The sequence below is a fragment of the Streptomyces sp. NPDC050211 genome (assembly GCF_040656035.1).
Classification (GTDB): Bacteria; Actinomycetota; Actinomycetes; order Streptomycetales; family Streptomycetaceae; genus Streptomyces.
The window spans coordinates 1-1,555 of the sequence record NZ_JBFALC010000178.1; the positions used below are offsets into that span (position 1 = coordinate 1).

The 1,555-nt window shown below is 77.2% G+C and carries 1 protein-coding gene and 1 pseudogene; both read right to left on the minus strand.

The features are described from left to right. On the minus strand, nucleotides 1-767 hold a 767-nt coding region (locus AB0I98_RS49835), incomplete at its 3' end, for a 4'-phosphopantetheinyl transferase superfamily protein (protein ID WP_362953170.1). A 12-nt stretch (nucleotides 768-779) separates the two neighbouring features. Beyond that, a pseudogene (locus tag AB0I98_RS49840) lies at nucleotides 780-1,555 on the minus strand (hypothetical protein); the annotation flags it as partial.

Below are 1,555 nucleotides of genomic sequence, written 5' to 3' on the forward strand. Positions count from 1 at the left end.
GCCAGCCGCCGGGGCGCGGCCCGCCCCCAGGGAAAGCCGTGATGCAGCTGCAGCACGGGCGCCGCCCCGGGCTCCGCCAGGACGGCCACGGCGGCCAGCACGTCGGGCACCGGCTCCAGCTCCACAAAGCGCCACCCCTGTTCGTGCTCGCCCTGCGGCGGCCGGAAGGCGAGCACTCCGCGGTCCTCGGCCAGGGTGAAGGCGAAGCTGTCGAAGGGCAGGCCCAGGCCCAGGCCGCGCGCCTTGGAGTAGGCCTCCTTCAGCGTCCACAGCCGCAGCACCCGCCGGTCGCGGGGCCGGCCCGGTGCGGCCCGGGCCACCCAGGTGCGCTCCTGTGCGGTGAAGGTCTCCACGATGGTGTCGAAGCCCGTCTCGCCGCGGTCCAGGCGCTCCACGTCCACGCCGATGCGGTGCCGGCGCACCACGCCGAGCAGGTTATGGCCGAGCGCGTGGGACAGGTTGAAGTCCAGCTCCCGCCCGCCGCGCGGCAGTCCCTCGGGCGGTTTGTGCAAAAACGGCCGCCCGCGCGCGGTGCGCCAGATCACCGCCTCGGCCTCCGGCACCCCGCTCTCCAGCGCCAGCACCCGCCGGACCAGCGCGTGGGCGACCAGATACTGCCGCCGGTCGCGTTCGAAGAGGAACCGGCCCGCGATCTCCCGCTCGTGCTCGTCCAGCCAGTGCGCGGCCAGGGTGGCGGCGATGCCCGGGGCGAGCTCCTCGTTGGGGCAGAACCAGAGTTTCACCGCCGCCGACGCCGTCGTGTTCATCCCGCCCGCTCCTTACGCCGGGAAAAGCCACAGCGGACGGCGCACAAACGCGGACGGCGGCGGCCCGGCCCCCCAACCTGCCGTGCCGCCCTCCTCCAGGGCGGCCCAGTCGACGTCGACGCCGGACAGCCACAGCCGGGTGAGCTGTTCCAGGCGGTGGCCCCGCCACAGCGCGGCCAGATAGTCCCCGGTCTCCGCGGCGGCGCCGAGCCCCAGCGGGTCGGCGCCGCCGGCCCGCAGGTCGGCCCAGCGCAGGCCGCCGGCCGCGGCCCCGGTGTCGGCGAACGTCCGCAGCCGTGCGATCAGTTGCTCCACGTCGCTGCCCAGGTGGGCGATCCGGCACGGCAGGGCGGCCCGCCCCACCCGCAGCGCCCGCGCCACATCGGCGAGCACGACCCCGGCCCGGGGTTCGGCCAGCCAGCCGGCCAGCCGGGCGGCGGTGGCGGCGAGATGGGCCGGCGTGGGCGCGGACAGCAGCACCAGCTCGTCGTGCCCACCGCCGTGCTGCGCGGCCTGCGCCGCGCCGGCCGGGCCCTCGAACTCCTCGACCACGGCCCGGGCGAGATGCCCGCCCTCACCCACCACCTCGACCACGGCCCTGCGCGGCAGCTCCCGCCCCTGTCCGTCCCGCTCCCGCTCCCACCGCGCGGCCTGCTGTGCGCCCCGCACCGGAGCAAGCACCCCCTGCCCCACCTGGAACACGGCGGCGGTCACCCCCGCCACCCCAGCCACCGCCCCGGCATCCCGGGCCCACGGCACCACCACCTCCCGCGCCCGCCCCGCCCCCG